25 protein-coding genes are annotated in these 25,490 nt (G+C 68.9%); 21 read left to right on the top strand and 4 right to left on the bottom strand.

All coding sequences use genetic code 11. The annotated features are described in order from the left end of the window. Positions 1-338, bottom strand: a 338-nt coding sequence (locus Cco03nite_RS38120) for a WXG100-like domain-containing protein (RefSeq protein WP_444546534.1), incomplete at its 3' end; no start/stop codon positions are given. 189 nt (positions 339-527) lie between these two features. After that, positions 528-1,415: an aminoglycoside phosphotransferase family protein gene (locus Cco03nite_RS38115; protein WP_203698903.1), complete on the bottom strand. Its 888-nt coding sequence runs from the start codon at positions 1,413-1,415 to the stop codon at positions 528-530. A 134-nt stretch (positions 1,416-1,549) separates the two neighbouring features. On the opposite strand from Cco03nite_RS38115, the gene Cco03nite_RS38110 reads away from it, so the two are divergent. After that, entirely contained in the window at positions 1,550-2,077 is a 528-nt protein-coding gene (locus tag Cco03nite_RS38110) for a GNAT family N-acetyltransferase (protein WP_203698900.1), read from the top strand. Between the two features lie 139 nt (positions 2,078-2,216). After that, positions 2,217-3,770, top strand: coding sequence for a glycosyl hydrolase 53 family protein (locus Cco03nite_RS38105; RefSeq protein WP_239167993.1), 1,554 nt, complete (start codon positions 2,217-2,219; stop codon positions 3,768-3,770). Positions 3,771-3,878: 108 nt separating this feature from the next. Here Cco03nite_RS38105 and Cco03nite_RS38100 read toward each other — a convergent pair whose 3' ends face one another. Then, entirely contained in the window at positions 3,879-5,864 is a 1,986-nt protein-coding gene (locus Cco03nite_RS38100) for a beta-galactosidase (RefSeq protein ID WP_239167992.1), read from the bottom strand. Between the two features lie 346 nt (positions 5,865-6,210). Here Cco03nite_RS38100 and Cco03nite_RS38095 point away from each other — a divergent pair, with 346 nt between their 5' ends. The 10 genes from Cco03nite_RS38095 to Cco03nite_RS38050 all read left to right on the top strand — a co-directional run bounded on the left by Cco03nite_RS38095 (position 6,211) and on the right by Cco03nite_RS38050 (position 16,627). Continuing rightward, on the top strand, positions 6,211-7,479 hold the full coding sequence (locus Cco03nite_RS38095) for an ABC transporter substrate-binding protein (RefSeq protein WP_239167991.1): 1,269 nt from the start codon (positions 6,211-6,213) through the stop codon (positions 7,477-7,479). Between the two features lie 4 nt (positions 7,480-7,483). Beyond that, complete coding sequence (locus Cco03nite_RS38090) at positions 7,484-8,410, top strand: carbohydrate ABC transporter permease (protein WP_203698898.1); 927 nt, start codon at positions 7,484-7,486, stop codon at positions 8,408-8,410. Then, a complete protein-coding gene (locus Cco03nite_RS38085; RefSeq protein WP_203698897.1) occupies positions 8,407-9,258 on the top strand; it encodes a carbohydrate ABC transporter permease in 852 nt (283 codons plus the stop codon). The genes Cco03nite_RS38090 and Cco03nite_RS38085 overlap by 4 nt, the downstream gene beginning before the upstream one ends. Continuing rightward, positions 9,258-10,271, top strand: a complete 1,014-nt coding sequence (locus tag Cco03nite_RS38080; protein ID WP_203698896.1) for a LacI family DNA-binding transcriptional regulator — start codon at positions 9,258-9,260, stop codon at positions 10,269-10,271. Before Cco03nite_RS38085 ends, Cco03nite_RS38080 begins: the two co-directional genes overlap by 1 nt. 302 nt (positions 10,272-10,573) lie before the next feature. Next, entirely contained in the window at positions 10,574-11,497 is a 924-nt protein-coding gene (locus Cco03nite_RS38075) for an effector-associated domain EAD1-containing protein (RefSeq protein ID WP_203698895.1), read from the top strand. After that, positions 11,494-12,120 carry a hypothetical protein gene (locus Cco03nite_RS38070; RefSeq protein ID WP_203698894.1) on the top strand — a complete coding sequence of 209 codons (627 nt, stop codon included), beginning with the start codon at positions 11,494-11,496 and terminating at the stop codon, positions 12,118-12,120. The genes Cco03nite_RS38075 and Cco03nite_RS38070 overlap by 4 nt, the downstream gene beginning before the upstream one ends. After that, positions 12,117-13,190 (top strand): ThiF family adenylyltransferase, encoded by a 1,074-nt coding sequence (locus Cco03nite_RS38065; RefSeq protein ID WP_203698893.1) that lies wholly within the window; start codon positions 12,117-12,119, stop codon positions 13,188-13,190. The genes Cco03nite_RS38070 and Cco03nite_RS38065 overlap by 4 nt, the downstream gene beginning before the upstream one ends. Continuing rightward, positions 13,172-14,671 carry an effector-associated domain EAD1-containing protein gene (locus Cco03nite_RS38060; protein ID WP_203698892.1) on the top strand — a complete coding sequence of 500 codons (1,500 nt, stop codon included), beginning with the start codon at positions 13,172-13,174 and terminating at the stop codon, positions 14,669-14,671. The genes Cco03nite_RS38065 and Cco03nite_RS38060 overlap by 19 nt, the downstream gene beginning before the upstream one ends. Then, positions 14,601-15,680, top strand: a complete 1,080-nt coding sequence (locus tag Cco03nite_RS38055; protein ID WP_203698891.1) for a JAB N-terminal domain-containing protein — start codon at positions 14,601-14,603, stop codon at positions 15,678-15,680. The genes Cco03nite_RS38060 and Cco03nite_RS38055 overlap by 71 nt, the downstream gene beginning before the upstream one ends. Continuing rightward, positions 15,677-16,627, top strand: coding sequence for a hypothetical protein (locus Cco03nite_RS38050; RefSeq protein ID WP_203698890.1), 951 nt, complete (start codon positions 15,677-15,679; stop codon positions 16,625-16,627). Before Cco03nite_RS38055 ends, Cco03nite_RS38050 begins: the two co-directional genes overlap by 4 nt. Positions 16,628-16,677: 50 nt before the next feature. On the opposite strand, the gene Cco03nite_RS38045 is transcribed toward Cco03nite_RS38050, so the two are convergent. Continuing rightward, the gene (locus tag Cco03nite_RS38045; RefSeq protein ID WP_203698889.1) at positions 16,678-17,085 is read right to left on the bottom strand and encodes a hypothetical protein; all 408 of its coding nucleotides are present in this window, start codon (positions 17,083-17,085) and stop codon (positions 16,678-16,680) included. Between Cco03nite_RS38045 and Cco03nite_RS38040 the strand changes: the two genes are divergently transcribed. The 9 genes from Cco03nite_RS38040 to Cco03nite_RS38005 form a co-directional block, all read left to right on the top strand. Next, positions 17,050-18,597: an ATP-binding protein gene (locus Cco03nite_RS38040; protein WP_203698888.1), complete on the top strand. Its 1,548-nt coding sequence runs from the start codon at positions 17,050-17,052 to the stop codon at positions 18,595-18,597. The two genes, Cco03nite_RS38045 and Cco03nite_RS38040, sit on opposite strands and share 36 nt — an antisense overlap. Next, complete coding sequence (locus tag Cco03nite_RS38035) at positions 18,594-19,766, top strand: AAA family ATPase (protein ID WP_239167990.1); 1,173 nt, start codon at positions 18,594-18,596, stop codon at positions 19,764-19,766. The genes Cco03nite_RS38040 and Cco03nite_RS38035 overlap by 4 nt, the downstream gene beginning before the upstream one ends. Further along, on the top strand, positions 19,759-20,532 hold the full coding sequence (locus Cco03nite_RS38030; protein WP_239167989.1) for a molecular chaperone DnaJ: 774 nt from the start codon (positions 19,759-19,761) through the stop codon (positions 20,530-20,532). The genes Cco03nite_RS38035 and Cco03nite_RS38030 overlap by 8 nt, the downstream gene beginning before the upstream one ends. Positions 20,533-20,534: 2 nt before the next feature. Further along, complete coding sequence (locus tag Cco03nite_RS38025) at positions 20,535-20,795, top strand: hypothetical protein (protein WP_275412107.1); 261 nt, start codon at positions 20,535-20,537, stop codon at positions 20,793-20,795. Next, positions 20,788-21,384, top strand: coding sequence for a hypothetical protein (locus Cco03nite_RS38020; RefSeq protein ID WP_203698884.1), 597 nt, complete (start codon positions 20,788-20,790; stop codon positions 21,382-21,384). The genes Cco03nite_RS38025 and Cco03nite_RS38020 overlap by 8 nt, the downstream gene beginning before the upstream one ends. A gap of 128 nt (positions 21,385-21,512) precedes the next feature. Continuing rightward, positions 21,513-23,063 (top strand): DUF8588 domain-containing protein, encoded by a 1,551-nt coding sequence (locus tag Cco03nite_RS38015; RefSeq protein ID WP_203698883.1) that lies wholly within the window; start codon positions 21,513-21,515, stop codon positions 23,061-23,063. A 13-nt stretch (positions 23,064-23,076) separates the two neighbouring features. After that, positions 23,077-23,775, top strand: a complete 699-nt coding sequence (locus Cco03nite_RS38010) for a hypothetical protein (RefSeq protein WP_203698882.1) — start codon at positions 23,077-23,079, stop codon at positions 23,773-23,775. Positions 23,776-23,815: 40 nt separating this feature from the next. After that, positions 23,816-24,025 carry a radical SAM-modified peptide, FtsH ternary system-associated gene (locus Cco03nite_RS42690; protein WP_275412106.1) on the top strand — a complete coding sequence of 70 codons (210 nt, stop codon included), beginning with the start codon at positions 23,816-23,818 and terminating at the stop codon, positions 24,023-24,025. A gap of 67 nt (positions 24,026-24,092) precedes the next feature. Next, on the top strand, positions 24,093-25,490 hold a 1,398-nt coding region (locus tag Cco03nite_RS38005; RefSeq protein WP_308440679.1), incomplete at its 3' end, for a WD40 repeat domain-containing protein.

The raw sequence follows: 25,490 nt of genomic DNA, 5'->3' as shown, positions 1-25,490 counted from the left end.
AACTGCCCCAGGATCGACGCCTTCGCATACTCCACATTCGCGCCCGCGTCGAACGCGTACCGGGACACCTTGCCCGCCGCGTCGACCAGCTTGCGCAGCGCACCACTGTCGACCAGCGCCTTCAGCCGCGCCCGCGCCGCCTGCGCGGCCTCACCTTTCCAACCCCCGCCCTCGACCGCGTCCGCGATCGCGACAAGCTCCTCCTCCACCGCGGCCAGGATCTCCTCCAACGCCGCGTACAACCTGGCCAGGGCCCGCAACTGGTCCTCATCGGCCTGCGGCCACGACTCCCCCGTCACGATCAGGAAGAACTGCCGCACCCAATCCGGCACCTTCATGCCCACCGGCCACCACCACCCTGGTCGCCACCACCACGACCGCCTCCCACACCGGTCGCCACGCTCGACCGTGCCATTCAATACGGCCAGCCGGATACAACGGTTCAAACCAGCGCGACGGTGACCGCCTCGCCGGCCGCCTCCTCGGCGCTCCAATCGTGACGCTGAGGCCGCACCCGTGCTTCCGTGTCACTCCGTCGCCAGGATCCGGGCCAGGGTGTGCCGCCCCATCAGGCTCATCGCCGGGTTGGTGTCGACGTAGTACCAGGCCGCGCCGAGGGCCTGCTCGAAGGCCCAGGCCTTGCCGCGTTCCCAGGTCAGGTCGTCGCAGCCGAGTTCGGCGCGCAGCACCTCGCGCGGTCCGGCTCCGAGCAGGTGCCATGCGCTCACCAGGTCGAGGGCCGGGTCGGCCGGGCCGAGCCCGCCGACGTCGAGCACCCCGGCAAGGCGTCCGCCGCGGACGAGCACGTTGCCGGGAATGAGATCGCCATGGTTCATGACGTCCGAGGCCTCACGCGGCAGGTCGCGCAGCCGTTCCCAGATCCGCCGCAGGCACGGCACGTCGAACAGCTGCTCGCTGCGGCCCAGGCAGGTCTGCACCCAGTCGTCGTGGCCGCGCAGGTCCCCGCCGCGACCGCCACCCGCGAACCGGCGGCCGCCGGTGCCGATGGCACGCACCTCGGTGATGAACCGGACCAGGTCGCGTGCGAACTCCTCCGACTCGCCGGGGTCGTCGTCGGTGGCGATGACACCCGGGACCCAGGTCTGCACCGCCCACGGCAGCGGGTAACCCGGTCCGGGCTCGCCGATGGCGACAGGCTCCGGGGTCGGGAACCCCGTACGGGACGCCAGCACACGACCCGCCTCGGCCTCGACCTCCAGCCGACGGCGCGCCTGCGCGACGTCGAGCGGCTGCACCCGGAAACGGGCGGTGAGCCCGTCGCCGATGCGGAAGATCGCGTTGACGGTGCCCTGCGAGCGCAGCTCGGTGACCGGCAGGTCCCGCCATTGCGGGAACTGCCCGGCGATCAGGGCGCGGACCGCTTCCAGGGACACGGTGAGCTGGTCAGGATGCATCTGCACCGGGGCAGCATTCCCGAACCGGCCCTGAGCAGCAACTGCTTTCGTAGGCGCAGGTGCGTCGGGCAACGCGGGCGGTCGGGGAGGCAAACCTGTCGCACCCCCGAACCGATCCTCATAGGGTCGCGTCCGTGACCGAGGACATGTTCAGCACCGAGCGCCTGCGAGTGCGCCACTTCACGCCCGACGATCTCGACGACTTCGCCGCGCTGTGCGCCGACCCGGCGGTGATGCGGTACGTCGGCGACGGCGACACGCTCGACCGGGCGGGCGTCGCCTATTGGATCGAGGTCTGCCGGCGCAAGTACGCCGACCGCGGGTACGGCACGTCTGCCGTCTTCGAGCGCTCGTCCGGCGACTTCGTCGGATACTGCGGCGTCGTCCGGGCCCCCGGCAACGACTTCGACGAGCTGATCTACGTCTTCCATCAGCGGTTCTGGGGCTGCGGATACGCCACGGAGGTGGGCCGGGCCATGCTCGGCCACGTCTTCGCGATCTCGTCGCTGGACGAGATCGCGGCGACGATCGACCCCGGAAACCACGCCTCGATCCGGGTCGCGGGCAAGCTCGGCATGGTCGAGCAGCCCGGCAAGTCCGTCGACGGCGATGAGCCGAGCGTGTTCTTCGCCGTCACCCGAGAGCAGTACGCCGCCCGCTGAGCAACTCCCGCTGGCCGGGGCGTCCGCTCTTGACAACGTGCCGCCGTCGATGTTTTCTGTGAACGTTCACAGCCGGGCGCCCGGTCCCCTGTGGACGATCCCGATGTGTCTGTGAGCGACTCACACATCAGGAGGAGACATGCACAAAGCGAAAGCACTGCTCGCCGCGGCAGCCCTGGCCGTGGTGGCGGGGCTGGCCGCGCCCGCGTCACCCGCCGCGGCCGCGTCCACGGTCACCAACCCCGGGTTCGAGTCCAACGGGGCGAGCCAGACCCCGACCGGCTGGTCCGAGTCGGGCACGGTCGCGGCGTCGAAGAGCGAGGCGGGTGGGCGCAGCGGCGGCTACCGCGGCACGCACTGGTCCGCGTCGGCGTACACCGTCGAGACGTACCAGACGCTGACCGGCCTGACCACCGGCTCGTACACGCTGAGCGCGTGGGTGCGCTCGGGCGGCGGACAGTCGGCGGCATTCCTGGCGATGAAGAACTGCGGCGGCGCGCAGGCGCAGGTCAACATCCCGACCAGCAGCAGCACCTGGGTGCAGGTGTCGGTGACGGCGAACGTCAGCTCGACGTCGTGCACGCTGAGCGTCTACTCCAGCGCCGCCGCCAACCAGTGGATCAACGTGGACGACGTGACGTTCACCAAGAACGCCACGGGCACGTCGCTGCAGGTCAAGGGCGGTGACCTGTCGTCGCTGAAGAAGAACGAGGACTTCGGCGCGCTGTACTACACCAGCTCCGGAACGCAGGGCGACGCCATCGCCATCCTGAAGAACGCGGGCATGAACTACGCCCGGCTCAAGGTCTGGGTGAACCCGGCCGACGGGTACAACAACAAGGCCCGGGTGCTGACCATGGCGCAGCGGATCAAGGCGCAGGGCCTGAAGCTGCTGGTCGACTTCCACTACTCCGACTCCTGGGCCGACCCGGGCAAGCAGGTGCCCCCGGCCGCGTGGTCGGGCTACTCCCTCGCCCAGCTGAACACCGCGGTCTACAACCACACCTACGACGTGCTCAACGCGCTCAAGGCGCAGGGCACCACGGCGGACATGGTGCAGGTCGGCAACGAGATCAACCCGGGCATGCTGCTGCCCACCGGCAGCACGTCCAACTGGGGCAACCTGTCGCAGCTGCTCAAGTCGGGCGTCAACGCGGTCAAGGCGGTCAACTCCTCGACGCTGGTGATGCTGCACCTGGCCGAGGGCGGCGACAACGCCACGTTCCGCTGGTGGTTCGACCAGGCCGTCGCGTACGGGGTGCCGTTCGACGTGATCGGGGCGTCGTACTACTGCTACTGGCACGGGCCGATGTCAGGGCTGCAGAACAACCTCAACGACATGGCCTCCCGGTACGGCAAGCCGGTGATCGTCGCCGAGACGGCGTACGGGTTCACCACCGCGCAGGACGACGGCGAGAGCAACATCTTCAATTCGTCGCTGGCGAGCGCCTGCGGTTACCCGGCCGGCGCGACCGGGCAGCGCGACGCGTTCCAGGCCGTGGTCAACATCGTGAAGAACGTGCCCAACGGCCGGGGCATGGGCGTCTTCTACTGGGAGCCGGCGTGGACGGCGCAGGCCGGCGCCGGCTGGGACCCGGCCAACCCGTCGTCGGGCAACGGCTGGGAGAACCAGGCCCTGTTCGACTACAACTCCCGGGCGCTGACTGCGATGTCCGTGTACGGCTCCATGTAAGAGCGACGCCGCCGGGTGGTAGGGCACCCGGCGACGCCGCCGTTGACAGCCGACGCGACTGTTGCGAATATGTGAACGCTCACAGACACATCGGCAACGTCCCGTCTTTCACTCCGGGGCGATCACCCGTACGCCTCCCGCAGGGACGACGGCCCCTGCCGCGAACGCGGTGCCGTCGAGCACGTCGACCCCTGACACGTCCGGCACCATGACCGGCTCGTCTCCGTGGTTGAACAGGAACAGGAAGTCGCCGCGCCGCACCGGCTCGACCGTGTCCGGCAGCCCGCGGGGGCGCGACACCCCGGCCGCGTCCAGCGCCGCCGACAGCAGCGGGCGCAGCCCGTCCACGCTGCTCGCGACGTACCAGGCGGTGCCCCGGCCCAGCTCGTGCCTGGTGACGGCGGGATGTCCCGCGTCGGGGCCGGTCGCGAACGACGTGACGGTCACCGCGCCGGCCGGGCGGACGCGCTCCGACCAGACCCGGGCCGTGCCACCGTCGGACAGCGTGACCGTCTCGTGCTCGCGCAGCGGGTGGAACTCCTCGACGGACAGTCCCAGCACGTCGCGCAGCACGCCCGGGTACGCCCCCGGGTGCACCGTGTCGTGCTCGTCGACGATCCCGGAGAAGTACGACACCAGCAGGTGCCCGCCAGACTCCACGAAGCACCGCAGGTTCTTCGCCGCGGCCTCCCCCAGCAGATAAGCGCTGGGGGCGACCACCAGTTTGTACGCCGACAGGTCCGCCGCCGGGTGCACGAAGTCGACGGTCGCGTGCTCGCGCCACAGCGCCGCGTAGTACGCCTCGACCCGCTCCCGGAACCGCAGGTCCACACTCGGCCGCCACTCCAGATCGAGGGCCCACCAGGACTCCCAGTCCCAGACCACGGCCACTTCGGCGGCCACCCGCGCGCCGCGTACCCCCGAAAGGTTCGCGACCTCACCGCCCAGCGCGACCACGTCGCGCCACAGCTGCGAGTCGGTGCCGGCGTGCGGCAGCATCGCCGAGTGGAACTTCTCCGCCCCGGCCCGCGAGGCCCGCCACTGGAAGAACAGCACCGAGTCCGAGCCGCGTGCCACGTGCGCAAGGCTGTTACGGCGCATCTCCCCCGGGCGCTTGGCGATGTTGCGGGGCTGCCAGCTGACCGCGCCGGTCGAGTGCTCCATCAGCAGCCACGGCCGGCCGCCGCCCAGCGAGCGGCTCAGGTCCGCGGCCATGGCCAGGTCGATGTGGTTGTCAGGCTGCTCGGCGTTGAGGTAGTGGTCGTTGGAGACGACGTCGACCTCTGGCGCCCAGCGCCACAGGTCCATCGACTTGCAGTTGGTGACCATGAAGTTGGTGGTCACCGGCAGGTGCGGGGTGGCCGCGCGGATCACGTCGCGCTGCGCGGTAAAGCAGGCCAGGTTCTCGGCGGAGCTGAAGCGGGCGAAGTCGAGCCGCTGCGCCGGGTTGACCACGGTGTGGTTGGCGCGCGGGGCGTCGATCTCGTCCCAGTCGCCGTAACGCTGGCTCCAGAACGCGGTGCCCCAGGCGGCGTTGAGCGCGTCGAGGTCGTGGTAGGTCTCGCGCAGCCAGTCCCGGAACGCCCGCACGCTGGTCTCGCAGTAGCACTCGCCGAGCGGGGCGCCGTACTCGTTGTGCACGTGCCACATGACCACGCCCGGGTGGTCGCGGTAGTGCTCGGCGAGCCGGTGCGCGAGCTCGACGGTGGCGTGCCGGTACTCGGGTGAGCTGGGGCAGGCGGTCTCGCGGCTGCCGAAGCCGATACGCACGCCGTCACGGTTGACCGGCAGCGTGTGCGGGTACCGGCGGGCGAACCAGGCGGGCGGGGCGGCGCTGGGCGTGGCGAGGTCGACGCTGACCCCGCCCGCGTGCAGCCGGTCGATGATCTCGTCGAGCCAGCCGAAGTCGTAGCGGCCCTGTTCCGGTTCCAGCAGCGCCCACGCGAAGATGCCGAGGCTGACCAGGTTGACCCCGGCCTGCCGCATCAGCGCGACGTCGGCTTCCTGCACCTCGCGGGGCCACTGCTCCGGGTTGTAGTCACCGCCGAAGGCCAGCCCGCCCAGCCGCGGCACCACATGATCGCTCTCGGACACGAATCCCCCTGACAAGCACGGCACGTCTGTGAACGTGCACAGTAACGGACCCCGCCCCTCCCGCAAAGGGGCGTCCCGCCCTCCCCCGGGCCGCCCACCCACCCCTGGCGCAACTCTTAAAGAGTCGTGGCATCCGGGAACCCTTGACAGGCCAAGTCTTTAAGAGTTGTGGCAGAGGGCGTGGGTGCGCGGCGCGGAAGGGTCGGCCGGCGGGGCGTGTAACGCCTCGGACACGGGGTCTTGACGGGCTGGATACGCGGCGAGCACACTGTGCCGCACTGTGAACGTTCACAGAGAATTCGCCTTTGACGGAGGACCTATGCGTACGAAGCGGCTCAGGTTGGTGATGTCCGCAGTGCTGGTCGGCGCCCTGGCAGCGGGCTGTTCGAGCGGCGGGCAGGAGGAGACCCCGCAGGAGACCGGCCCGGTCGAGCTGACGTTCTGGACGTGGGCCCCCAACATGGACAAGATCGCGGCGGTGTGGAACGCGGCGCACCCCGACATCAAGGTCACCGTCAGCAAGCAGGCGGGCGGCGACGAGGCGGCGGCGAAGTTCCTGACCGCGGCCAAGGCCGGCAACGCGCCCGACCTGGTGCAGGCCGAATACCAGATGCTGCCGTCGTTCGTGGCCGCCGAGGCCGTCGCCGACATCAAGGGCGAGGTCGAGGCCGTGCGCGGCCAGTTCTCCGACGGCATCTGGAACCTGGTGACCCTGGGCACCGACGGCGTCTACGGCCTGCCGCAGGACAGCGGCCCGATGATGTTCTACTACCGCACCGACCTGTTCACCAAGTACGGCATCACGGTCCCGAAGACCTGGGACGAGTACGCGGCCGCGGCCCGCACCGTGCACGCCAAGGACAAGACCGTCTACCTCGGCGGCTTCTCCAGCAAGGACCCGGGCTGGTTCGCCGGGCTCGCGCAGCAGGCCGGCGGCCAGTGGTGGTCCATCACCGGCGAGGCCTGGAAGGTCGGCATCAACGACGGCCCGACGAAGAAGGTCGCCGACTTCTGGGGCGGCCTGGCCAAGGACGGCGTCGTCGACACCCAGGCCCCGTGGACGCCGGAGTGGAACGCCGCGCTCAACGGCGGCAAGATCCTGAGCTGGGCGTCGGCGGTCTGGGCGCCGGGTGTGCTGACCAGCAACGCCCCCGACGGCAAGGGCAAGTGGGCCATCGCGCCGCTGCCGCAGTGGAGCGCCGGGGAGAACTACTCCGGCTTCTGGGGCGGCTCGTCGATCGCGATCGCCGAGGGCAGCAAGCACAAGAAGGCCGCGGCCCAGTTCGCGTCCTGGCTGAACACCGACGCCAAGGCCCTCGACCTGCTCATCAAGGAGGCCGCGATCTACCCGGCGGCCAAGAGCGGCCAGGCCCTGATGACCACCGCGCCGGAGTACTTCGCCAACCAGGCCGACTTCTGGCAGCAGGCGACCACCATCGCCGGCACCGCGCGGGGCTTCACCTTCGGCCCCAACGTGAACGTCGCGTACAGCGCGTACAAGGACGCCTTCGACAAGGCGCTGCAGAACAAGTCCTCCTTCACGGACGCGCTGGGCGCGATGCACGACGCGACCGTCGCCGACATGAAGAAGTCCGGCTTCACGCTGGCGAGCTGAGCGAATGACCAAGGCACACCGGGGCGCCCGCGCACACCGCGCGGGCGCCACCCCCTACCTCTACCTGACCCCTGCGGTGGTGCTGTTCACCCTGTTCATCGCCGCGCCCATCGGCTACACCGCCTACCTGAGCCTGCGCCAGGTGAAGTTCTCCGGGCTGGGCCTGGGCCGCAAGTCGCGCACCGAGATCTTCGTCGGCCTCGACAACTACCGCACCGCGGTCGCCGACGGGGAGTTCTGGGCCGGCTGGCTGCGCGTGCTCGGGTACGCCACCATGGTCCTGGCGTTGATGCTGGGTCTGGCCCTGCTGTTCGCGCTGCTGCTGGACTCGGCGCGGGTGCGGCTGGCCCGCTTCTCCCGCATCGCGATCTTCCTGCCGTACGCGGTGCCGGGCGTGGTCGCCACCCTGCTCTGGGGCTTCCTCTACCTGCCCAGCCTGAGCCCGATCCACGCCACGCTGCGCGCGTTCGGTGTCGAGGGCGTCGACCTGCTCAGCCCGAGCACGGTCATGTTCTCCATGGTCAACGTGGCGATCTGGGGCGGCACCGGCTTCAACATGCTGGTCCTCTACACCCAGCTGCGGGCCATCCCCCGCGACTACTACGAGGCCGCCCGCATCGACGGCGCGGGCGAGCTAGCCATCGCGCTGCGGGTCAAGGTGCCGATCCTGGCCCCCGCGCTGGTGCTGACCACGGTGTTCTCCATCATCGCGACGATCCAGGTGTTCACCGAGCCGATGACGCTGCGGCCCATCTCCAACGCGGTCAGCTCCACCTGGAGCCCGCTGATGAAGGTGTACCGCGACGCGTTCGTCACCGGCGACCTCTACAGCGCCGCCGCCACCTCGCTGGTCATCGCCGCGATCTCGGTGGTGCCGTCGCTGCTGTTCATGCGGCTCGTGCGCCGCCAGGCGTTCGGGGAGGAAAGATGACGACGACCAAGGGGGTACGCCGGCCGCTCGGGCTCGCGCCGACCGCAGTGCTGCTGCTCGGGGCGCTGTACTGCCTGCTGCCGGTGTGCTGGGTGCTCGCCGCGTCGACCAAGACGCGCGGCGAGCTGTTCACCACCAACGCGTTCGCCCCGGGCACCGGCCTGTTCAGCAACATCGCGGACCTGTCGGCGTACCGCGACGGGATCTTCTGGCAGTGGATGGCCAACACCGCCCTGTACGCGGGCGTCGGCGCGCTGCTGTCCACGGCCGTGTCGGTGCTGGCCGGATACGCCCTGGCGAAGTTCCGGTTCTTCGGCCGCGACGCGATCTTCACGGTGCTGATCGGCGGCATCCTGGTCCCGGCCGTGGTGCTCGCGGTGCCGCAGTACCTGCTGCTGGCCAAGGCCGGGCTCGCCAACACGTACTGGGCGGTGCTGCTGCCCAGCATCCTGCACCCGTACAGCATCTACCTGGCCCGCATCTACGCCGCCGCGGCGATCCCGGACGCGCTGCTGGAGGCCGGGCGCATCGACGGGGCAGGCGAGCACCGGCTGCTGCGGGTGGTGGCGGTGCCGCTGATGCTGCCGGGCATGGTGACGATCTTCCTGTTCCAGTTCGTGGCGATCTGGAACAACTTCCTGCTGCCGTTCATCATGCTCGCCGACGACGAGCGCTTCCCGCTCACCGTCGGGCTCTACACGCTGCTGGCCACCGGGGCCAACCAGCCCGCGCTGTACAACCTCGTCATCACCGGCGCCCTGCTGTCGATCATCCCCCTGATCGCGCTGTTCCTGACCATGCAGAGGTACTGGCGAACGGACCTGTCCGGCGGGTCTGTGAAATCCTGATGCCTGTGACCAACAAGCGGCGTCCCACGATCCACGACGTGGCCCGTGCCTCGGGAGTCTCCCGGGGCACGGTGTCCCGTGCCCTCAACGGCGACCCGTACGTGAGCACCGCCGCGCTCGCCGCGGTCCGCCGCGCCGTCGCCGAGACCGGGTACGTCGTCAACCGCGCCGCGCGCAGCCTGGTCACCCAGCGCACCGGCACCGTCGTCATGGTGCTGAGCGAGCCGCAGGAGAAACTGTTCGAGGACCCGAACTTCAGCGTCCTGCTGCGGGTCGCCACCCGGCGGCTGGCGCAGCGTGACGTCGCGCTGGTGATGATGGTCGCCGGGGATGACGGCGACCGGGAGCGCGTGGTGCGCTACCTGCGCGGCGGGCACGCCGACGGAGTCCTGCTCCTGTCGGCGCACTCCGGTGACCCGCTGCTCGCCGAGCTGGAAGGCCTGTCGATTCCTGCGGTGGCCTGCGGCGCGGTACTGGGCCGCGAGGGTGTGATCCCGTACGCCGCCGCCGACGACCGCGAAGGCGCCCGCCAGATGGCGCAGTATCTCGTCGACCTGGGGCGTAAGAAGATCGCGACGATCACCGGGCCGCTCGACACCCCCGGCGGGCTCAACCGGCTCGAAGGCTTCTGCGACGTGCTCGGCCGCAAGGCGGTCAAGAAACTCATCGCCCACGGCGACTACTCCCGCCACAGCGGCGAGGCCGCCATGCGCGAGCTGCTCGACCGCGTCCCCGACCTCGACGCCGTCTTCGTCGGCTCCGACCTGATGGCCGCCGGGGCCCTGGCCGTCCTGCGCGAACGCGGCCGCCGCGTCCCCGAGGACGTCGCCGTCGGCGGCTTCGACGACTCCGCCATCGCCGGGTCCACTCACCCCAAACTCACAACTGTTCGCCAGCCTTTGGAGCAGGTGGCCACGGAGACCGTCCGGCTGCTCCTGGAACTGATCGACGGTGCCGACGCCGTCGAGTCGCTGGTCCTGCCCACCGAGCTCGTCACTCGTGAGTCCGCCTGACGGAAGGTACTTGCGCCGGCAGTCCAGGAATCGAACGCCGCGCGTCCGGACGCTTAGCGTGCCGTAATCGGCAGACGGTCGGAGCGGGCCGAGCGGCCGGCACGCGCCGGTTCAGCGGGGCAGGAAACTGCCCTCCCGTGGACTGCTGCCCCGAATAAGCCCCGAGTGTCATGACCGTCAATGGAATGGAACCAGGTCATGGCGATATATTCCCGATTGACCATGACGCTCGGAGCAAGAATGCCGGTCAACCGAATGTCGACCCTGGTGCGTGTCCATTAGTTGACCAAAGAAGCAATCGGTTGCTCCGCGAGATGATGCTCGACCATACTGTGCAGGTCGCGAACCCTCTGCCGACAAAGATCACGCACAATAGTCCTCGACGCTTCTGGGAGTCGTTCTTGATGCCGCAAGGTTTCAGCGACCTTGAACTATCCGAACTAGCCCGTATCTACCCTCCCGGCGGGCCTGCCAACATGCTTTTCCGGGCGGCGGGATTCAACCATGCTGAGCTTCCGACCGAGGTCGCGGGGCAGAACCGCATCGGCTGGTGGCAACTGACCAACGAGATCATCGAGACTGGATCATTTCCCGATGCTCGGCGGCGCATTCTTCGTGTCGTGTGTCAAGGGCGGCCGGAGAACCAGGTGCTGTGCCGCCACACTGCCCCCACGACGTGGCGGGCGCTGTTCCTGGGGGCGAGCCCGTCCGGCACCCAGCCGATCGCGGCCGATCGGGAACTGTCGCTCCTGGTGGCGGCCGGAATCCAGACCGAGTCATGCGCTCAGGCGACGGTACGTGACCTCGACCGGGTCCTCGTCGAGCCCCGGCCACACATCCTGCATGTGTCCTGCCACGCGAACGGTCCGGTGCTGGTGTTCGACAATGGCCACGGCGAGCCGGTCACGCTGCATGCCGAGGACATCGCCGGATCGTTGCGGTTGTTCGCCGGGCAGCACGGTGTGCGCTTGAGGGCTGTGGTCGTCAATGCCTGTCGCAGTCAGGACGCCGCGCGGTGCCTGCGAGGGCTGGCCGATGTCATCGTCGCTCACGGCGAGGAGATCACTGATGACGAGGCGACGGGATTCGCCGACGCCCTCTACGGTGTGCTGGGCTCCGGGCTGGCCGACGAGGTCGGCGCCGCGGCGATGTTGGCGGCCGACCGCATGGCACGTGGCGATTCCCGCCTGCACCGCTTACGCGACGGACTGGTGGTGCTGCGGTGACAACCCGGCCGGATGCGGAACCACGACGCGTTGTCGAAGAGACCGCGCTGAGCGGAACGAGCGAGGCTGAGTCGTTCGACGAGGGGATGCAAGCGGCGTTCGACCCACGTGCCGCCATGACAGCCGACAAGCGGGCCGGACATTTCGTCACCACGATCGCCACCCCCTGGCACAGCCGGTTCTGCACCGGGTGCGGGCATACGTTTCGCATCGACGACCGAGTCGTCGTCGACGATGCCGGCGACGTCCGCCATCTGGATCCGCTCCTCGGTTGTGCCCACCCTGCCGGCGCCTCTCCTGATCTGCCGGAACTCGCGGACTTCACCGCGGGGATGCTGGACGCGTGGCCGGCGCCGGACGAGGTGCCGCTGACCAGCACCGACGACGTGCCGTTCCTGGCACGGCGACCGCCGGGCGGGTTCGAACGGATGGCCTGCCTGTTCTGCGGCCACACATTCCGACCTGCGGAAACAGTCGTGCTGTGCCCGTGTCGGCCCACGGAACAACTGTGCCGGGCCGCAGTGCATCGCGATCCGGTGCGAGGCCTCGTCTGCTGGGAGAGTTGGCGGCCAGGACAGAGGGTGAAGGTGTGCCCAGTGATGTTGTTGCGGCTCGACACGTGATCGAAGACCGGTTCGCCCGGCAACGACTGATCCCCGCGTGGAACCAAGATCTGATCTCCAGCGCAACGGTCGTGGTCGTCGGCGTGGGCGCGTTGGGCAACGAGGTCGCCAAGAATCTCGCGCTGATGGGCGTGGGTCGGCTGATTCTCTGTGATCCGGACGTGGTGAGCCTGTCTAATCTGAGCCGGACGGTGCTGTTCCGGCCGAGCGACATCGGCCGGCACAAGGTCGACGTGGCCGCCGAGGCGCTGGCGGGAATGGCTCCGGACGTGGTGGTAGAGCGGGTTCCGGCGGACCTCACCTCGGGTGTCGGGCTAGGTCGCCTGGCTGACGCCGATGTGGTCATGGGCTGCCTGGACGCGAGGCGGAGCAGGCTGGAACTGCTGGGTAGGTGCGCACTGTCCGGCGCCCGGTTGATCGATGGCGGCACCCACCCATGGGGTGGCGAGGTGCGGGTCCGGGTGGACCCCCAGGAGCCTTGTCACGGCTGCTCCTATACAGCCGCCGAGCGAGCCGAACGCGACGTGCCGGTCGGGTGTGACCCTCGAGCAGGCGTGGCCGTAGCCCCTGCCTCGATCGTGTCGACTGCCCTCGTCGCGTCCTGGATGACGATCGCGGCGGCACAGCTGCTGCTCGGCCATGACGTGCCGTGGCGGATGCTGTCCCTGGACGCCGGCGCGGGGCGAGCCGAGTGGGTGGTGGTGCGCCGCGATTCGTCGTGTCCGCATCATCGCCCGGTGCCCGATGCAATTGTGTCGGATATCAGTCATAAGGCGACTGTGGCTGAGCTGATGAGCATCCTCCCGGCCGATGCCGAACCACTTTCTTGGACACTTTTCTCCGTGCCCGGAATCTGCTATCACTGTGAAGGCAGGTACGCCTTCGGGCATGCGTACCCGCACCAGACGGCGCCCTGTCCGCATTGCGGTGAGCGCCTCAGGATCAGCTTTACCGAGGCCATCGCCGCTGCGGATCGGACAACGCGTTTGCAAGATCTTGGAATTGCCGCCGAGGAGATCATTGCGGTGAGGTTGGCGGGAGGGGAGTTCCTGTGGCTGAGGCTGAAATGAGCCAGCCCGGTCGCCGGGCCGACAGCTCCTCGGTATCGTCGACGCCTCTGCCCAATGACGTGCGCCTAAGCGACGACGAACACGACGCACTAATCCGGGAAATGGTGTTCTGCTTCACCAGCAACGACGCGGCTAGATCGGTGCTGCGCCAGATGCGCGTGCCGGCGAGCCTGTTCCCGGCCTGGACTGACAATGCCATCACCTGGTGGCAGCTGGTCGACGAGGACCTCGAACGCGGCACGATCCCCGAGCCCTACCGGCGGATGATCAGCGTGGCGCACGAACGCTTTCCTGGTAACAGGGTGCTGCACCAGTTGTGGCGGGATCATGTGGAGGGCCAGCCGACTCAGCACCCGCTCCCGCAACGCAGCGACGGCTGCCATGTGATCTTCCAGGCCAGCACCGGCGAAGAACGTGAGCAGGCGGCCGCAGCGCTGCGGGCAGGCGGTTTGCAACCTACCGAGGTGTGGACGAGCCAGCACGCGGTGTCCTTCGCCGTCGACCAGCGGGAACCGAACCGGGTGTCCCGCATCCTCGATCAGACCGGACTGGTGTGGACCGTCGTGGCGCCCGGTCAGCCCGACTACCTGCTGCGGGAGCTGTTCGTGCAGGCACCCGACGGCACGCGCTACCTGATCAACGACGCTCCTGCCCAGCAGACCGTCGGTGCGATGGCCAGCGACGTCGCCCGCCAGCTCCAGCGACCGTCCACGGCAGCACCCGGGCAGGGTGGTTCGCTGGTGGTCGACCGCATGACTCCCGGTGGTGGCCGCGAACGCCTGTCCGGCGACGCGACACTGCACGACGCGGGGGTCGTCGACGGTGACCAGCTGGGCGTCGGGCTGGAGGGGCGGGCCGGTGCGGTCAACCCGGTCGACCGCCAGGTGGCTCTCGACCGGGCCTACAAGCAGGTGCTGGCCTTCGCGGCCGGGGTGCCCGGGGGAATGGACGTCCTGGTGAACTCCGAGACGCTGCCGACGGAGTACCAGCTGAAATTCACGAAGCCGAGCTTCGGACCGCCGCCGTCGGAGGACGCCGAGCCCACATCGATCACCGAGCATGTGGTGCTCGTCATGCTCGACCGGTCGTTTCCCGAGACTGCCCCTCAGGCGTTCTGGCAGACACCGATCTTCCACCCGAACATCTTCCCGACGTACGAGTGCCAGGCTCGCCGGGAACGCCCCGACAGCGAAGGATGGGTGTGTCTGGGCATCCTCGCCGAGTCGTGGTATCCGGCGATGCCGTTCGCCGCGATCGTGCAGATGCTGATCGACATCGCGGGATACCGCAACTACGACCTGTTCCAGCCGACGGCGGCGGCTGACGGCGGGTCGGAACTCAGGCCGAACTTCGTCGACCTTGCCGCGGCCCGGTGGGCGGCGACGCACCAGCAGAGGATCACGGATATCGGTGGAACTCCATTATCGCGACGGGCGCCCGATGAGCCGAGCTTCCAGAATATCCTCATTGCCCTGGACTGATGACGAGTCCCGGCTGGGGGTCGAGGTCTTCCGCACCGACGACTACGCTCTCATCGGCCGCCTGGACCTGCACCAGGTCCTGATCGTCGTCTTCGAGTCCGTCTTGGGCATCGACCTGAGCGCGGCGCGGTTCCACCTGTACCTGTACGCCCAACCCGACGACCGGGACGTACCCGGTCCGCCGTCGGTGGTCAATCTGAGGTCGAGCCACGGCTTCGTGAGGGTGCACATCACGATCGGCGACGAACTCGTCTACCGGCACACCCATTCCCTGCGGGAGGTCGTAGGGGTGCCGTTGCAGGCGATCCTCTCCCAGGTCGAGCCCGACGAGCGATTCTGGGGCTACGGTGTCACCGGGCCTGGCCTGGACGCCATCTCCCTCGTCCGTCCGGCCCCCCGGGCCGCAGGGGCGGTGAACATGTCCATCGGCCGCGATCGACCGCCGATGTTCCACATCGAGCCGATCCCTGATCCGCCGCCACCGACGGCGACCCCCGCCGATCTCGGTGTCTCCGAGCCGCTTGCCGCCGGTGCCGACACCGACTGGGTCCTGTTGGCGCCGGATGTCCACGAGGCACTGTCACGCACGATGCCGTTCAGCGGGGAGGTCGAGGACGGCGGGTTCTTCGTCGGGCGCGTGTACCTCGACCGGGACCGTCCCGGCCGTCACCTGATCAATATCACCCAGGCCATTCCCGCCGAACGCACCGGAGCCTCATTCCTGCAGTTCACGTTCACCGGTGAGAGCTTTCTGCGGATCAACGAAATGGTCTCCCGCAGCGGCAGCGACCTGCGGCTGCTGGGCTGGTACCACAGCCACCTGTTCGCCGCGTCGGACGGCTTCGGCTTGTCTTCAACCGACGTGGACCTGCACACCCGTACGTTCCTGCGCGACTGGCACGTCGCCGGCCTGCTCAACATCAGTCCCGGCACCCGGCGGCTGCGGTTCTACGCGCGGGGCGGGACGGGCATGGTCGCGCTGCCTTTCCTGATCGCAGGTGACCGGTGAACGCTTCGGCAACCGCACACCGCATCCTCGACTGGGCGATCGACCCCGTCGGAGCGCCACCCACCGGTCCGCTGCTGGACGTCGCGGCACTCGCCGAGCCAAGCCTGCACCTGTTGGCCGCCCTGGGAATGCTGGCGCAGGCATCGGCGGCCCGGTCGCACGCCGGCGCTCCGCCCCTGGGCGACGGCGGCCCGGTCGGGCTCGGCACGGTGCTGATCGCGGCCGCGGCGGGCGGACGCATGCAACGCGGGGTCGCCGAACGCATCCTCGGCGCGGTGCCGCCGATGCGGGCGGTGCCCAGCGACTGGGCTGAGGCCGTCGTCCGGCACGGTCTGTGCGGAACCCTGCTGCGTGCGGCAGGCTGGCCGGGCGGTGCCGATGACCAGCTCGTAGCCGCTTCGCCCCTCACCGCCGTCCTGCACCGGCCGGTCACCGGCCAGGGCACGGCGGTCCTCCCGGCCGTGTCAGCGCTGCTGCGACGGCCACGCGGTGACAGCGTCCTCGTCGCCGCGCTGTGCGAGCCCTCCGCCGACGCCGCTGTGCTCATCTGGCGGTCGGCGGTCCTGGAGCACCTGCGCGGCGAGCACCTTGAGCTGCTCCTGGACGTCTACACCACTGCGCGGTTGCGACACGGTGAGCTCTGGGACGCCCGGATCGCCTGGGCGGCGAAGAACCTACGCCGGGCCGGACTGCCCGACGACACCGCGCTGGCGACCCTGCGCTACTGGGCGCCGCTGGCACGGGTGCACCGCGACCAGCGACCGCAGACCCTCGCCGGCCGTATCGTCGCCGGAACTCTGCGCGCCGCGGACCCCATCCCACGGCCGCGTCCGGACCGGTCCACTGACCAGATCACCGGACGGGTGTACCTGCGCCCGGCCGATTACATGACAGTGCTGCGGCTCGTCGAACGCTACGGCCTGCTGCCCGTGGAGGACCTGCTTTGAGCCAGACCCGACCGTTGGTCACCCTGATCCCGCTCGGCGACCCCGAGGCGCTACGTGACCGGTACGCCCTCGCGCGCGTCGACGAGCCTGACCTCACCCTGGCCGACCTCCTGCGAGCTCACCCGGCAGTGAGCACCACCCCGATGACACCGGAACTGCTCGACCTCCCGGTGCCGCGCATCAGAGTCGTCGTCGCCGAGGCGACCAGCGGCCAACCCGTATACCTGCCACCGGGACTCGTCGCCGCCGCCGCGCCCGACGGCGGCGAACCGAAGCCGGGCGGGACCTCGACCGTCAAGGCCGACGCCGTCGTACGGCCCAAGCACGGACACCCGCAGCACATCGACGAGGAGACGGCCGTGCGTCTCGCCCACGACACCGACATCACCAGGGCGGCGAAGTACCTCGACAGCGGGCTGTCGGTGCTGGTGGTCTGCGAGAAGCTCCTTGTCGAGCACCTCGCGATCGCGATCGGTCGCCGCAGTGGCAGATCTGTCATCGCCGTCGACGTCGTCAGCTCGACCGCGCGCGAGTCGGCCATGACCGGCGGGCGCCGCCAGCAGCAGCTCGCGGCGCTTCACACAGCGGTCCGCGAGGCCAAGCCCCGCGACCTGATCGTGGTGCCCAACCTCGACCTGCTGGCCGGGGGCACGGACATGGCGCTCAGCGCTGAGGCGCGGGAACTGACCGATGTGCTCTATGACCGCAACGAAAGCGTGCTGCTGGGGTTCGTGGATCCTTCGCTGGTCATCCCGGAGGTCCTCGCCAATCGATTCGCGGTGCGGCTGGCGATCGACCTGCTGCCGCGGGAACTCGTCGGCGCGGACGGTGCGAAGGTGCCCGTCGGGCAGGCACTCGTGACCGCCGAGGAAGCGGCCCTGTTCGCGGGCTTCTCAGCGAGCGAGTTCTACAAGCACATCGCGGGCATGAACGCCGTGCGTATGCGGCACGGCGTGCGTTTCGCCTACCAGCGGTACCAGGGTTCGTCGGCGGTATTCGAAGATCTGGTGACCGAGGTCCGCAATTTCAAGGCCGCCACCTCCGCCTCGTTCGATCTGCCCAACGTGTCGTTCGAGGAGATCGGCGGCTACGAGGACATCCGCCGGGAACTTGAGCGCGCGGTACACCTGATCAACCACGCCGAGCAGGTGCCCGAGAAGTTCCGCCACGAGCTCGTGCCGCGCGGATACATCTTCCACGGGCCGCCCGGCACCGGCAAGACACTGTTCGCCAAGGCCGTCGCCACGAGTCTGAAGGCCACGATCCTGGTCGTCTCCGGCCCGGAGGTCACCGACATGTATGTCGGGGAGAGCGAGCGCAAGGTACGCGACCTGTTCGCCGAAGCGCGACGCAACGCCCCGGCGGTGATCGTCTTCGACGAGTTCGACTCCATCGCCGGCCGGCGCAGCGGTCGGGAAGACGGCGGCAGCAGGGCCGGGAACGCGATCGTCGCGCAGCTGCTGACCGAGCTCGACGGGTTCCGCCCGGAAGTGCCGGTGCTGGTCATCGGGACGACCAACCGCCTTGACATCATCGATGACGCGCTGCTGCGTCCCAGCCGGTTCCGCCCCATCCACATCGACCTGCCCACTACCGCGGCCCGCCGGCGCATCGCCCAGGTCCACGCCGGGAACTTCGAGGTCACGATCAGCGAGGAACTGCTCGACCATCTCGCCGGCGCCACCGAACGCATGAACGGCGACGAGATCCGATCGGTGTTTCGCGACGCCAAGGCCGACGAGGTTCTCGGCAACCCGCCGCGAGCCGCCGATGCCCGTCGACTCGGCGAGTTGGTCGGGACGCTACGTCGCACCGCGCAGGACCGTGATCTGAGCAGGTCCGTCCCGAGCAGTCGGGTGTCGAGCGGCACCGGGCGGCCGGCCGGGCCGACGACGACCCTGTTTTCCGCGCACCTGCGGCCGCCGACCGCGGCCGTGCCGACGACCGGTGAGGATTCCCCTACCCCATGACCTCCGATCTTGATGGCAACACCCGCCGCCTGGCGTTGAGGTTCGCCGAGGAGCTGACCTCGCTGTCAGAAGCGTTCGTCGCCCGCGAGGACACCGTCCACACGATCGGGCTCGCCGTGTTGTGCCGGGAGCACGTGCTGCTCATCGGTCCGCCGGGGACGGCGAAGACTGCCCTGTTCGACCGGTTCACCTCGATGATCAACGCGACGCAGTTCAGTTACCTGCTCACGCGATACACCGAGCCGGCCGAGCTCTTCGGGGCGATCGATGTGCGCTCGTTTCAGCAGGACAGTGTTTACCGGGTCAACACCGCCGGGATGCTGCCGCGGGCTGAGATCGCGTTCCTGGACGAGGTGTTCCACGGCAGTAGCGCGATCCTGAACTCGCTGCTGACGTTGATCAATGAGCGGGTGTTCCACAACGGATCCGAAGTCGAACAGGCCCCGTTGATCACATTGTTCGGGGCAGCGAACGCGATTCCCGAAGACGAGCTGCTACTGGCGTTCTGCGATCGCTTCCTCTTCCGCAGCCGCCTGGAGTACGTGCCCCACGACGGCGTGAGCGACGTACTGCGGCTCGGGTGGCGCGCGGAGCAAGCCGTCACCCGCGCCGGGCACCGGCCCATGGCCGACGCGGCCGGGTTCTCCCTCACGGATCTGCGGATCCTGCAGGCAGCTGTGGTCGAGGTGGACGTGGAGCCGATCATCGACGACCTGACCAAGATCATCCTTGCGCTGCGCGACGAGGGCGTCGCGTTCTCCGACCGGCGCGCGGTCAAGGCACAGAAGGCCATCGCGGCGCACGCACTGCTGGCGGGACGCGGCCGCGCCGAGATCGAGGACCTGCGGGTCCTGACCGGCCTGTGGACCAGCCCGCTCGACGAGGACACGATCCGTACGGTCGTCGAAGTCCACGGCGTACCGGTCCACACACCCGCGCAGATCATCGGCCTGCCCGACATCCGCTGGGAGGTCTCCAAGATCATGACATCGAGCCCGTCGATGGGCAGGACCGACCTGCTCGCCGCGAACCGCGACCTCGGCCACCTGCTGGCACAGGTCCGCGCTCATTACCCCGACGCAGCCGCAGAGCAGCGGTCCATCGGGGAGGCGCAGGCCCGGATCGAAAGCCTGCTGCGCCAGGCCAGAAACGGAGACGGCGATGTGTAATCCGCGACGGGTACGAGTCGACGCCGCACGGCACCTCCAGGAGGCTTGGGAGGCCGAGGTCACCCGGGTGATACAGCGCAGCGCCGACGTCACCGGCGAAGCCCGGCTGCGCGAACCTCTCGACGCCGCTGTCGGCGGCCCGACCCTCGTCATGCTCGAACAGGTACTCGCCGCCCTCGACGGATGGGAGGAGACCGACGGGTCGTTCCGGCACGAACTCGACGGCGGCTATATCGCCTACCACCCCGACACCCAGGAGCTCGAGATCGTCGCCACGTTGTCCGACCAGGTCACTGTCGAGGGAACAGCCACCCAGCGCACGAGCGGGACCGTCGAGGCATCGCTCGAGGTGACCGGCGTCGGGACCTACTACGACGACGGCTGGGGAGACCTCACCGAGGAGACCGCCCAACGCGAAGCGACCCGCAACGCACAGGAACTACTGGAACAGCGGCGCCGCGAAGCCATCGATGCGGCCCAGCACGACGCCGCACAAATCATCGCCGCCGACCTCGAGCGGGCCGCAGACGCCCAGGCCCACGCGGCATTGCTGCAGGCCCAAGCGGACCGGGTGGAACAACTGCACGCCGCTGCCCGACGTAGGCTGACGGCGCTCGGGGTCCAGGGCCGCAACCTCTTCTATCGCGCCCTCGCCGACGCCTACCGGGAGGCGATCCTCGCCTACGCCCGCTCCCGCGGCGCCGAAGGCGTCGTGTGCGTCGAGCGTGACGGTGTCCTCGAAATCGAATTCAACCTGCGGGGGTAGCCATGGGGTACCGAGTCCGCTTCCGATTCCGCGTCGACACCGGCGAGGTGGAAATGTTCCTCGTCGAAGACACCGGCGGCGGCACCACCGCCGACCATGACGCCCACCACGAGGCGGTCGCCCGCGACGTCGCGCGCATCGTCGCCGCCCATCCCCAGATCAGCGAAGTCACCGACCCTGCCCGCATCGATCCGCAACCCCAGACCACCACCCCCGACACCGCAGAAACCGAACGCCCCCCGGATCGGCGTATCCGTGAGTGACATCGAGATGTGGCGAATGGCCAGCAGCTGCTACGAGGAAGCCCACGACTACGCCGACGCGGCCCGCTGCGCCGAACATGCCGGCGAGCACCGCCGCGCCGCCGATTTGTACATCCGTGCCGGGCGCTACCACGACGCTGCGGCCAGCCACACCGCCATCGGCGGTTACGCCGAAGCCGGCTGGCTGCTCGCCCACCATGGCCACGATCCGGCGGCCGCCCGCGCTGTCCTTTCCGCCGCACCGGCTGTGGACAGCATCGCCGACCTGCAGGTCCGTGCCGCCGAAACCCTGCTCCGCCGCCTCGCCGCCGCGCGCTGCGACCTCATCGACGAGAACTCCACGACGGCCGCGACACACATCCTCACCGAGGTTCAGGACGCCCTCGCCACGGGCGCCGTCAGCCGCAGCCAGCAAGTCGAGGACCGCGCCGTCACCCTCGCCGAGACGATGCACCGCTACGACCAGGTCGCGCTAGTGTTCGCCGCGGCGGTCCGCGCCGGCCGCCCCGGCGCCGCCACCCGATGGCGCCAATGGGCGCAGAAGACGCTCGGCACCGACATCATCCTGCCCACGGTCGTGACCCGATGAGCGAACCCCAGGCGGGCGGTTTCTTCGCCGGACTCCAACCGATCACCAACACCCCTGCACCCGAGCCACGACCTGCTCGCCGGCAACCCGCCACCCGCGTCACACCAACCGCACCGGCCACGAGGCCGGTGACCGCCGACGTCGCCGTCCAGTTCACGACCGCCGACTGCGCCCTGCGCTTCGCCGCCGACCTCGCCACCACTGCCGGTGCCCACGACGCCACCCAGATCCTGCGAGACGGCGACACCTGGTGGATCGCCGCCCGAGACGTCGACCTGCCCTTCGCACGCGCCGCGGCCCACGCCGCCGAAGGAACCACCTACCTCCGGACCGGCGACCTCTTCACCCGCGACGCCATGATCAGCGATCACCTCGCGAGCACGACCGACCGCGCCGTTGATCTCGATGTCTTCGAACAGGCCACCATCCTGGACCTGATCCAACAGGCAGGACTACAACCGCAGACCCCCCGGCCCCAGCGGGAGGCGGTGATCCTCCTGCCTGGTTCCGTCGCACCCGGCGTCATCCGCCGCGCCATGGACCTCGACATCTCCGTCAGCTACCGCGCGGTCAGCCTCACCCCGCTCTTCAACCCACCGCACCCGCCGCCCGACCCGAACCTCACCATCGAGCTGGTCCTCTATGCCACGCAAGACCGGCCGATCCCCTCATCACTGCTGGCCGCGATCGCCACCCGGCCTCTGACCCTCGTCACCCGGCCGGCCGACACCGACCACCGCGTGCTCCTCCAGCGCGGCCGAAGCGCATCGCTCGCCGAACACAGGCTCGCCGCGCTGGCAGGAGACGACAGCACCTGGATCCTCGCCGACGCCGGCTACGGCTGTTGGCGGCTGAACAGCCACAGTCCCCTGGTCTCAGGCGCTGAACTCGTACGACTCGGTGACGACATCACCTTGGAGAATCTGCCCAGCGGCGACGACCGCACCCGCATCGAACCGCGACCCGTCCGGCTCGTCCCTGCACCGGTACGCCGGTCCGACGTCGACGCGGTCTTGCTGAACCCCGCCGACCTCGATGTGCTAACGCTGCTCCTTGAAGACGACCCGCTCGCCGACATCGCCATCCTCGTCCCCGGTACGTCCCGCCACCTCCTACTCGCCCCCGGAGGAATCCTGCGGGAGATCGGGATCGGCGAACCGCTCGCCTGCATCGGACCGGGTCTGCTCTACGTGCCGCTCGGACGACGGATGAGCCCGCGAGTGCCGCTCGAAGCCCGGCAACGGCTGTACCAGCCGGACGCGTCACATGCGGTCGTCGTGACTGATCACAGTGCTCTCCGGTTCGACCTCGAAGGCCGGCGCCCGGCCTGGACACTGTGGGTCGGTCCCGCCCCCGCCATAGACCAGCAGCTCCCCGCGGATACCCTCACCGTGCTCCGTGGCATCGATGCCGACCGCACGCCACCACCCGCACCCGCCGCGAGGCCCTGGCCACGACCCCGCATTCAACCGGAGGCGCCCGCGGACTGGCGCGACGAGGCCCTCCAGGCCGAAAGCCGTGGTGATCTCGCTCGTGCGGCAGCCCTGCACCGCCAGCACAAGGACCCCCGGCGCGCGGGCCATCTCTACGAACGAGCAGCCATCGACGGGGCCTCACCGCCACCGAGCCCATCGCGGTCTCTCTGGAACCCGTTCCGGCGTCGTCCACCCGCTAACTGACGAGGTGCACCAAATGATCGAACTAGACGCACCGCTCCTGCCCGAACAGGACCTAGTACTAAAGATCGACACTGAGCAGACCACCCGCCCGGCGCCCGACGAAGTCGACACCCCGCCGATCACCGGACGGTTGCGCTTCGGTGGCCCGCGGGCCACTCCCCTGACCAACACGTCTCCACTGACGGCCGGCGACGACGCCTTACGCGCCTATCTCGCGTCACAGGCCGGCGACCTCTACCTCCTGGCGGCTGCCGCCACCTTCGTGACCCGCGACAGTGATCCACCATTCGTGGAAAGCACCGTTTCGATCCACCTCACCTGCCCCATCGGGAGACCCCAGGTCCTCAGCATGGCCCCGATGCGCGTCCAGCATCCCGTCGAACGCACCAGGTCGTTCCGGCTCGGGCCGGAGCTCAATCTCGCCGAGGTCACCGCCGGCCTCGGCAGCCTCACCGCCGGCCGCGACTACACCGAGGCGCAGCCGTTCCTCACGGCGCTCGGGTTGCTGACCAGCGAACCTGGATGGCACTTCCGCCCTACCCTGTCCGCAGGCATCGACGGAAGCCATCCCCTGATGATGATCGTTCGGGTCCCGCCGGATCAGCCGATGTCAGCGAACATCACCGTCAGCGCGGTTGTCCGTCGCCGACGACTGCTGTGGTATCGCGCCGAACCGATCAGCCCCGTGGTCATCGTCCAGCCGGCGATATGAATATCAGCATCCTGGCACCTCGAACTGCTGGAGGAAAACCATGGCCGAACCACGATATGTCCAGCATCTGCCGGACCTCATCATGCCGGAGGAATACGCCGACCACCCAGACGGACGGCTCGTGCGACTTAGGATCAGCGTATGCCCGGATGGAGTCGACATAGTCGGCGACGCCTTCCGTCCAGAGGCCCTCGAACGTCTTCTCGCCGCGATTTCCGAAGGTCCCATCGATCAGATGCTCTGCGGATGAAACTCGCCGTCCCCACGCTGCCCGCGGCGCGATCCACGCACCACGTCATGCCTGCGAGCAGTGGTCCATGCCTGTTGCCGGTGTCCTGATGGATCAGGCTTCGACGCAGGAACTGCGGGAATGGGCCGAACTCCAAGTTCGCACGCTGGGTCGCTCGTGGGCAGCCGTCCCCTCCGCGCAAGGCAGGCCCGTAGGTGCCGTCAAAGATGCGGGGCAGCATGCCTCGGTAGTCGTAGACCATGACGACCAAATATGGTCCATGGCAACAATCACACTGCCCAACTTAACAACCCTGCTCGCCACCGGCAGCCGCGACAACACCGTACGCATTTGGAACGCCACCAACGGAGAACACCTCCACACCTACACCGACTTCACCAGCCCTGTGCACACCGTCGCGTTCACCAACCTGCCCGACGGCACCACCCTCCTCGCCACCGGCAGCAACGACGACGCTGTCCGCATCTACAACGCCACCACCGCGCTACACCTCGACACCCACGACGACCACACCGGCCCCGTGTACTCCGTCGCGTTCGCCAACCTGCCCGACGGCACCACCCTCCTCGCCACCAGCAGCGCCGACCGCACGGTACGCATCTACGACGCCATCACCGGACAACACCTGCACACCCACGACGATCACACGGGTGCCGTATGGTCCGTCGCGTTCGTCAACCTGCCCGACGGCACCACGCTCCTCGCCACCGGCAGCTACGACCGCACGGTGCGCATCTACGACGCCGCCACCGGACAACACCTGCACACCCACCACGACCACACGGGTGCCGTATGGTCCGTCGCGTTCGTCAACCTGCCCGACGGCACCACACTCCTCGCCACGTCCGGCGAGGACAGCACCGTGCGCAGCTACGACGCCACGACCGGACAACACCTCCACACCCACACCGACCACACCAATGGCGTGGGCTCAGTCGCGTTCACCAACCTGCCCGACGGCACCACCCTGCTCGCCGCCGGCAGCTACGACCACACCGCGCGCATTTACAACGCCACCACCGGACAACATCTCCACACCTACCACGACCACACCAGCCCCGTGCAGGCCGTCGCTTTCGCCAACCTGCCCGACGGCACCACGCTCCTCGCTACCGGCAGCGACGACCGCACCGCTCGAATATCGGCGATTAGCTTGGCCTCGACCGCCGGTGGATCCGGGCCGTTGAGACCTGCGGAAGTCGTCTCTGAGGTAGTGGCCGGCCTATTCGAAGGTCATATGGACTACGTCGGCGCGATCGCGTTCACCACGCTGCCCGACGGCACCACCCTGCTCGCCACCGGCAGCTACGACAACACCGTCCGCATCTACAACGCCACCACCGGACAACACCTCCACACCCACACCGACCACACCAGAGCGGTGCGCGCGGTCGCTTTCGCCGACCTGCCCGACGGCACCACACTGCTCGCCACCGGCAGCGACGACAACACCGTCCGCATCTAC

The sequence above is a fragment of the Catellatospora coxensis genome (genome assembly GCF_016862635.1).
Taxonomy (GTDB): domain Bacteria; phylum Actinomycetota; class Actinomycetes; order Mycobacteriales; family Micromonosporaceae; genus Catellatospora; species Catellatospora coxensis.
Note: the sequence above shows the minus strand (reverse complement) of the source record. Positions and strands in the feature narration are given on the sequence as shown.